Genomic DNA, 8137 nt, shown 5'->3' on the forward strand with positions numbered 1-8137 from the left:
GGCTCTATAGCAGGTCCGGATGGGTGGCGATTGACTTGGGCAGGCTGATCAGGATGCGGGTGCCGTGGTCGTCCAGGATCGGGCTGGCGGCGGCGATGCGGCCGTTCATGGCCTCGACGAACCCCTTGGCGATGGCGAGGCCGAGGCCGGCGCCCTTCGAGCGGTCGGGCTGTTCCTCCATACGGCGGAATTTGTCGAACACCCGTTCCAGTTCGGCTGTGGGAATGCCCTTGCCCTCGTCCTCGATGCTGATCACCACCGAGCCCCGGTCCTCATAGGCCGCCAGTTCGATGGTCGAGCCGTCGGGGCTGTAGGCGATGGCGTTCTCCAGGATGTTGACCAGCGCCTGTTCCAGCAGCCCCTGGTCCAGGCTGACCATGCTGAGCTGGGCGGGAAAGTCGCGGGTTAGCCGGCGGGAGCCGAGGCGGCGCGACACACGCCCGGCCGCCGCGTTGAGGACGTCCCGCACATCGGTCCAGTCGGCCTTGATGTTGAGCGCCCCGCCTTCGAGCCGGGTCATGTCCAGCAGGTCGCCGACGTAGCGGCTGAGGCGTTCGGCCTCCTCGCGGATGCTGAGCAGCAGATCCTTGCGCACCTCCGGTTTCAGGGTGGAGCCATAGTCGATCAGGGTCGTCGCGGCCCCGAGCACGGTCGACAGCGGCGTGCGCAGATCGTGGCTGACCGAGTTCATCAGGGCGCCGCGGAAGCGGTCGGTGCGCCGCAGGGTCTCGGTCTCGACGGCATCGCCGGCCAGTTGGGCGCGTTCGAGGGCGACCGCGCCCTGTTCCAGCAGCGCCAAGGCCAGCCGCTCCTCGTCCGAGCCGGGCGCGAGGGCGTCCGCCTCGATCCCGGCTACTCCGGAGCGGGAGCGGACGCCCTGCAACGGCCGGAAAGTCCAACTGGTCTGCGGGAGCGTCCCCGTGCCGTGACCGGCGGGCTCGCCGCGTTCCCATGCCCACCGGGCGGCGGCCATGGCGGCGGCGCCCAGCGTCTCCAGTTCGGGAGCGCCCGCGACGGGAGTGATGTCGCCGTCACCGGGCAGCAGGACGATCGTCCTGGCCCCGGCGGCGGCGGCGGTCTGCTCGGCCAGAACCCTGGCTGTCTCGAGGCGATCCTCGGCGGCCGACAGGGCCTGGCTGGCGGCAAGCAGGGCTGACACCGCGGACGCGCGTCTCTGGGCGTTGCGCGCCTGGTCCCGCACCCGTCCCGCCAGACTCCCGGTCGCCAGCGCCACCGCCCAGAAGACGATCAGGGTCAGGATGTCGGTCGGCGAGCCGATCAGGAAGGTGTAGCGCGGCTCGAGGAAGAGGAAGTTGTACGTCAGGAAGGCGACCGTGGCGGCGGCCAGCGCCGGGCGCAGGCCGAAGAGGACGCCCGCCGCGAGAACGGCGGAGAGATAGACCACGCCCAGATCGACCCGTTCGAAGGCGCGGTCGAGGAACAGGGCCAGGGCCGTGGCGACGGCGATGAAGCCTGCGCCCACTGCATAGCCGCGCCAGTGAAGCGTCGGGGCCGTGACCGGCCGGTCCTTTTCCGCGCGGCCGACCGGCGCCCCGCCGGGCTCGGTGACGATATGGATCGCCACCCCCCTGGCCGAACGCAGCAGTCCGGCGGCGAGCGACCGACCCAGCAGCTCGTTGATCCGGCTGTCCCGCCCCTTGCCGATGACGATCTGGGTGACGTTGTTGCGATGGGCGTGATCCATTACCGCCTTGACCACGTCGTCGCCGGTCAGAACCAGGGTGCGCCCCCCAAGCTGCTCGGCCAGCATGAAGGCCTGGCCCAATCGGGCGGCGCTTTCGGGACCGGAGACCGGCCGGTTGGGGCGCTCGACGTGGGCGATGGTCCAGGGCGCGTCCATCATCATGTCGGACAGGCGTCGACCGGCGCGCACCAGCGACGCGGCCATGGTGTCGCCCCCGACCAGAACGAGAATGCGCTCGCCCGCCGCCCACGGCCCCTCGACCCCGCGTTCGCGCAGGGTCGCCACAAGCTGGTCGTCGATGGTCTGGGCCGCCCGCCGCAGCGCCATCTCGCGCAGGGCGGTCAGGTTCTCGACCTTGAAGAAGTTGTCCGAGGCCAGGCGCGCTGTCTCGGGTACATAGACCTTCCCCTCCGCGAGCCGCTTGCGCAGTTCGTCGGGGGTGATGTCGACGACCTCGATGTCGTCGGCCCGGCTCAGGGCGCTGTCAGGCACGGCCTCGCGCTGGCGCACCCCGGTGATGCGCAGCACCACGTCGGACAGGCTTTCCAGATGCTGGACGTTCAGCGTGGTCCAGACGTCGATGCCGGCGGACAGGATCTCCTCGACATCCTGCCAGCGCTTCGGGTGGCGCGAACCCGGGACGTTGGAATGGGCGTATTCGTCGACCAGCAGCAGGCCCGGCTTGCGTTCCAGCGCCGCGTCGATGTCGAACTCCATCAGGGCGCGGCCCTTGTAGTCGATGGGTCGGCGCGGCATCACCTCCATGCCGCGCAGCAGGCTCTCGGTCTCGCGCCGGCCGTGGGTCTCGACCACCCCGACAACGACGTCGCCGCCCTCGGCCTTCCGGCGTCGGGCGGCGCGCAGCATCTCATAGGTCTTGCCGACCCCCGGCGACATGCCGAGGAAGACCTTCAGCCGACCGCGCTTCGGTCGCTTCGCGGCGACCTTCGAGGAATCGGGAGGGGGCGGCGTCTCCGGCAAGTCAGGTCGCGGCGGGGAAGCGGGCGTCGAGCGCCCGGTTGGTCAGCAGCACATTGACGCGCGGCTGGCCGATGAAGCCGAGGAAGGCGCCCTCGGTGTTGCGGTCGATCAGCTGCTGCACCGCCGTCACATCGACCCTCCTCGCCCGCGCCACGCGCGCCGCCTGCAGGCGAGCGTAGGCCGGAGAAATGTGGGGGTCGAGGCCAGAGGCGGAGGTGGTCACCGCGTCGGCGGGGAGGACCGTCGCGCCCGTGTCGGCCCGGATGGCGTCGGCGTCCGTCTGTATGCGCTCGGCCAGATCGGCGTTGAGCGGACCGAGGTTCGAGCCCGAAGACGCGGAGGCGTCATAGCCGTCGCCGGCAGCTGAAGGACGCGGGTGCAGATAGCGCGCCCCAGCGAACGGCTGGCCGATCAGGGCCGAGCCGACGACCTGGCCGTCCGCGTCGCGGATCAGGCTGCCGTCCGCCTGTGACGGGAAGGCGAGCTGAGCGATTCCGGTGACCCCAAGCGGATAGGCGACGCCAAGCAGGAGGGTGAACAGGGCGATCATGACGATCGCGGGGCGGAGTTGGCGGAGCATGGGCGTCGTCCTCTAGAAGGCGGCCTTCAGCGAGGCCACGGCGCGGCTGCCGTGGATGTCGCCGAAGTCGTGCGCGTCGGTGTCGTGATAGCGGACATCGAGAGCGAGGTTGTCGGTCAGCTTCCGGGCCACGCCCAGGTTCCAGGTCGTGTAGTCGAAGTCCGAGGACAGGACCTGGCGACCGACGGCGCCGGAGACCGTCCATCTGTCGGCGGGCGAGACGGCGGCGCTGGCCTCGACGTATGCGGCCTCGTCCTCGGCTGCGCCGAAGAAGTCGGGCGACCAGTAGACGGCGGCGCCGAGGGTGGCCGGGCCGATGGCGCGTGAGGCCGCGACCTTGGCCTCGACATAGTCATAGTCCGCGCCGTTCGGCTGGCCGGTGTAGAAATAGCCGACCGCGCCGAGGTCCCAGACCCAGCCCGCGAACTCGGGGCGTACGCCGGCATAGACATCGATCTCGGCCCTGGCAGCCGGATCTCCGGGGAAGGCGACGTTGGAGGCCCAGGCGCCGGCGTAGAAGGTTCCGCGGGTCAGATCGACGCCGCCCGAGATCGCGGCGTCCTCCCCGGTCTGGCTGACGCCCCGGAAGACGTAGTCGGAGCCGATGGCGACGTTCCAGGCGATCGAAGGGCTGGAAGGCTCGGCGACCGTCTGGGCGTCGGCCTGTGAGGCGATTCCCCAGACGGCGAGGGCGACCAGACAGGCGCCGGCGGACCAGAGGTCGTTGCGGCCGCCGGCCTTGAAGGGGGATTTGCGGGTCATGGAGATCTCTCTGGTCACGCCAGGCCGAGGCCGGAGATGACGACGTCGATGAGTTTGATGCCGACGAACGGGGCGACGAGGCCGCCGAGGCCGTAGATCAGCAGGTTGCGGGACAGCAGGGCCCCGGCCCCGATGGCGCGGTATCTGACGCCGCGCAGGGCCAGCGGGATCAGGGCGACGATCACCAGGGCGTTGAAGATGACCGCCGACAGGATGGCGCTCTCGGGGCTGTGCAGGCCCATGATGTTGAGCGCGCCCAGCGCCGGCAGGGCGACCACGAACATCGCCGGGATGATGGCGAAATACTTGGCCACGTCGTTGGCGATCGAGAAGGTGGTCAGGGCCCCGCGCGTGATCAGCAGCTGTTTGCCGACCTCGACGATCTCGATGACCTTGGTCGGGTCGCTGTCCAGATCGACCATGTTGCCGGCCTCGCGCGCGGCCTGGGCGCCGGTCTGCATGGCCACGCCGACGTCGGCCTGGGCCAGGGCCGGGGCGTCGTTGGCGCCGTCGCCGCACATCGCGACCAGCCGGCCCCTGGCCTGCTCCGCCTTGATGAGGTGCATCTTGTCCTCGGGCGTGGCCTCGGCGAGGTAGTCGTCGACCCCCGCCTCGGAAGCGATGGCGGCGGCGGTCACGGGGTTGTCGCCGGTGATCATGACGGTGCGCAGGCCCATGCGGCGCAGGTCGGCGAACCGCTCCTTCATGCCGGGCTTGATCACGTCCTTCAGGTGGATGATCCCGACCAGGACGCCGTTCTCGACCACCGCCAGCGGCGTGCCACCCGAGCGGGCGATCCGATCCACAGCCTGACGGAACTCGGCCGGGGCCTGGGCTTCGGTCAGGTCCAGCGACTTCAGCACAGCGTCGACCGCGCCCTTCCGCCACGACTTGCCCCCCGCATCCACGCCCGACTGCCGGGTGGTCGCCGAGAAGGGGATGGCCGTGGCGCCTTCGGGTAGATCGACCGACAGACCGGCGTTGCGGCCCAGTTCGATGATCGAGCGGCCCTCGGGCGTCTCGTCGGCCAGGGACGCCATGACGGCGGCGCGCAGGGCGGCCTCGGGCCGCACGCCGGGCACGGGGATCACCTCGACAGCCATGCGGTTGCCGAAGGTGATGGTGCCGGTCTTGTCGAGCAGCAGGGTGTCGACGTCGCCGGCCGCCTCAACCGCGCGGCCCGAGGTGGCCAGCACATTGACCTTGAGCAGCCGGTCCATGCCGGCGATGCCGACGGCCGACAGCAGCCCCCCGATGGTCGTGGGGATCAGTGTGATGAACAGCGCCCCCAGCACGATGGGGTCGAGATCGACGCCGGAATAGGCGCCCAGCCCCACCAGCGTCACGACCGCGATCAGGAACACCAGGGTCAGGCCCGCCAGCAGCACGGAAAGGGCCAGTTCGTTCGGCGTCTTCCGGCGGTTGGCGCCTTCGACCATGGAGATCATGCGGTCGAGGAAGGTCGAGCCCGGGGCGGAGGTGATGCGCACCTTGATCCAGTCCGACACCACGGTGGTGCCGCCGGTGACGGCCGAACGGTCGCCGCCGCTTTCGCGGATCACCGGCGCGCTTTCGCCGGTGATGGCGGCCTCGTTGACCGAGGCGATGCCCTCGACGATCTCGCCGTCCGAAGGGATGACGTCGCCCGCCTCGACCAGGACGATCGAACCGATCTCCAGTTCGTGCGCGGGTGTCGGCACCGTCAGGCCGGTCTTCGGATCAACGATCAGCTTGGCCTTGGTTGTTACGCGGGTGGCGCGAAGGGAGTCCGCCGCCGCCTTGCCGCGCCCCTCGGCGACGCTCTCGGCGATATTGGCGAACAGCACGGTGGCCCACAGCCAGACCGCCAGCTGGAAGGCGAAGCCGGCGGCCTCGCCGGCGACGACGACGGCGATGGCTGAAGCCGTCGCCAGCAGGGCTGTGATCCAGGTTGTGAAGATCACCGGGTTTCGGAGCAAGCGACGCGGGTCCAGCTTGACGAAGGCGTCGCCGACCGCCCGGCCCAGCATCGGGCCGGACAGGCCGCCAGCCAGGGGAGCGGCCCGGCGGGTTTCGCCCAGGTGCTCGGGGTTTGCGAAGGTCATGTCAGGGTATCCGGATCAGAGCCCGGCGACGACGCCCAGCATCTGGAAATGCTCGACGAGGGGGCCAAGGGCGAGGGCGGGGAAGAACTGCAACCCGCCGAGGATGACGATCACGCCAATCAGAAGGCCGATGAACAGCGGCCCGTGCGTCGGCAGGGTGCCGGGGCTCGGCGCCAGCCTGGGCTTGGCGACCAGACTGCCGGCGATGGCCAGGACGGCGACGGCGGGCACGAAGCGGCCGAACAACATCCCGAGACCCTGGGTCGTGTTCCACCACGGCGAGTTGGCGGTCAGACCGGCGAAGGCCGAGCCGTTGTTGGCGGCCGCAGAGGTGTAGCCGTAGAGGATCTCCGACAGGCCGTGCGGGCCGTCGTTCAACAAACCTTCCAGCGCGGTCGGAAGCACCGCCGCCACGGCCGAGAAGCCGAGGATGGCCAGCGGCAGGACCAGAACGGCCACCATGGCGTACTGGACCTCCCGCGCCTCGATCTTCTTGCCGAGATATTCGGGCGTGCGGCCGACCATCAGCCCGGCGATGAAGACCGCCAGCAGGGCCATGATCACCATGACGGCGATCCCGGAGCCGATCCCGCCCGGCAGGATTTCGCCGAGTTGCATGAGGAAGATCTGCAGTCCCCCGCCCAGCGGCATGTAGCTGGCGTGCATGGAGTTGACCGAGCCGTTTGAGGCGCCGGTGGTCATGGTCGCCCAGGCGACCGAGGCCGGAACCCCGAAGCGGACTTCCTTGCCTTCCATATTGGCCGAGGCGTCGACCCCGGCCGCGACCAGGGCGGGCGCCGGCTGGGTCTCGATGGCGTACATGGCGGCGGCCGAGAGGCTGAGCAGGACCAGGGCCGCGACGGCGAGGGCCCGCACATCCTTCCGGGCCAGCGCGCTGCGGCCGAAGGCGAAGAAGGCGGCCCAGCCGAGCACATTGATGGAGATGGCGGTGATCAGATTGGTCAGCGGCGTCGGGTTCTCGAACGGATGCGCCGAGTTGACGTTGAAGACGCCGCCGCCGTTGATGCCGAGCTGTTTGATGGCCAGCTGGCTGGCGGTCGGGAACAGGGACAGGGTCTGAGACCCGCCCTCAAGCCCCGTCGCCGTGGCCGAGGCGGCGAGGGTCTGGGTCACGCCCAGGCCGACCAGCACCAAAGCCAGAACGATGGACAGGGGCAGCAGCACCCACAGGGTGGTGCGGGTCATGTCGGCCCAGAAATTGCCGACCCCCTCGCCGCGATTGGCGACGAACGCCCGCGCGAGGGCGGCGGCCAAGGTCGCGCCAGTGGCGGCCGAGAGGAAGTTCTGCACCGTCAGGCCGGTCATCTGGGTCAACGTCGACATCGTCGTTTCGCCGCCATACGACTGCCAGTTGGTGTTGGTGACGAAGCTGACGGCGGTGTTGAAGGTCAGATGCGGCGACAGCCCCTCGAACCCCTGCGGATTCAGGGGCAGGCCGCCCTGCAGCCGCAGGATGGCGTAGAGTAGGAAGAAGCCCGCCGCGTTGAACGCCAGAAGGGCGCCCGTATAGCCGAGCCAGCCCTGGCTGTGCGCCGGGTTCACGCCGGCGGCGCGGTAGAACAGGCCTTCGACCGGCTTTAACACCGGGTCGAGCCAGGTCCGCTCGCCATTCCAGACGCGCGACATGTAGATGCCTATTGGCCAGCCGATCAGGGCGGCGAGGCCGATCGTCAGGGCGATCTCCGCCCATCCTTGGATGTTCATGACAGCGGCTCCGTCAGAACCGCTCGGGGCGCAGCAGCGCCGCGATCATGTAGCCGGTGACGACGACCGCGCCGACGCCCCAGAGAATGGCGATCAGCATCGTCACACCCGCTTCAGGACAGCGGCGAAAGCGGCGAAGGCGACAAACGCCCCGCCGCCCAACGCCAGAAAAATCAGATCGGTCATGCCGACGCCTCCGGCTCAGTTCAGAGCGGCAGAAGACGCCTCAAGCCCGTAAGCGGGCCATTCGGATTGGGTCGCCCGGCATAAGGCCGGCGTAAAGATCTGGCGCCAGCAGAC

Annotated in this window: 6 protein-coding genes; all 6 read right to left on the reverse strand. The window is 69.6% G+C overall.

What is annotated here, in order from left to right; all coding sequences use genetic code 11:
• Positions 1-4 precede the first annotated feature (4 nt).
• The 6 genes from VEA62_RS01475 to VEA62_RS01500 all read right to left on the reverse strand — a co-directional run bounded on the left by VEA62_RS01475 (position 5) and on the right by VEA62_RS01500 (position 7937).
• Positions 5-2602, reverse strand: a complete 2598-nt coding sequence (locus VEA62_RS01475; protein WP_414641780.1) for a DUF4118 domain-containing protein — start codon at positions 2600-2602, stop codon at positions 5-7.
• 85 nt (positions 2603-2687) lie between these two features.
• The gene (kdpC, locus tag VEA62_RS01480; protein WP_324817468.1) at positions 2688-3266 is read right to left on the reverse strand and encodes a K(+)-transporting ATPase subunit C; all 579 of its coding nucleotides are present in this window, start codon (positions 3264-3266) and stop codon (positions 2688-2690) included.
• A 12-nt stretch (positions 3267-3278) separates the two neighbouring features.
• Positions 3279-4028 (reverse strand): TorF family putative porin, encoded by a 750-nt coding sequence (locus tag VEA62_RS01485; RefSeq protein WP_324817470.1) that lies wholly within the window; start codon positions 4026-4028, stop codon positions 3279-3281.
• Positions 4029-4042: 14 nt separating this feature from the next.
• On the reverse strand, positions 4043-6112 hold the full coding sequence (kdpB, locus tag VEA62_RS01490; protein WP_324817473.1) for a potassium-transporting ATPase subunit KdpB: 2070 nt from the start codon (positions 6110-6112) through the stop codon (positions 4043-4045).
• 15 nt (positions 6113-6127) lie between these two features.
• Positions 6128-7837, reverse strand: coding sequence for a potassium-transporting ATPase subunit KdpA (gene kdpA / locus VEA62_RS01495; RefSeq protein ID WP_324817475.1), 1710 nt, complete (start codon positions 7835-7837; stop codon positions 6128-6130).
• Positions 7838-7850: 13 nt separating this feature from the next.
• Positions 7851-7937: a potassium-transporting ATPase subunit F gene (locus tag VEA62_RS01500; protein WP_349255660.1), complete on the reverse strand. Its 87-nt coding sequence runs from the start codon at positions 7935-7937 to the stop codon at positions 7851-7853.
• Positions 7938-8137 lie beyond the last annotated feature (200 nt).

This window comes from Brevundimonas sp., assembly GCF_035627475.1.
In the GTDB taxonomy this organism is placed as follows: Bacteria; Pseudomonadota; Alphaproteobacteria; order Caulobacterales; family Caulobacteraceae; genus Brevundimonas.

Bases quoted from the DNA above. Each gene is read 5' to 3' on its own strand.
- kdpB (WP_324817473.1), bottom strand. From the start codon at position 6,112: ATGACCTTCGCAAACCCCGAGCACCTGGGCGAAACCCGCCGGGCCGCT.
- kdpA (WP_324817475.1), bottom strand. From the start codon at position 7,837: ATGAACATCCAAGGATGGGCGGAGATCGCCCTGACGATCGGCCTCGCC.
- VEA62_RS01485 (WP_324817470.1), bottom strand. From the start codon at position 4,028: ATGACCCGCAAATCCCCCTTCAAGGCCGGCGGCCGCAACGACCTCTGG.
- VEA62_RS01475 (WP_414641780.1), bottom strand. From the start codon at position 2,602: ATGTCGCCGGGGGTCGGCAAGACCTATGAGATGCTGCGCGCCGCCCGA.
- kdpC (WP_324817468.1), bottom strand. From the start codon at position 3,266: ATGCTCCGCCAACTCCGCCCCGCGATCGTCATGATCGCCCTGTTCACC.
- VEA62_RS01500 (WP_349255660.1), bottom strand. From the start codon at position 7,937: ATGCTGATCGCCATTCTCTGGGGCGTCGGCGCGGTCGTCGTCACCGGC.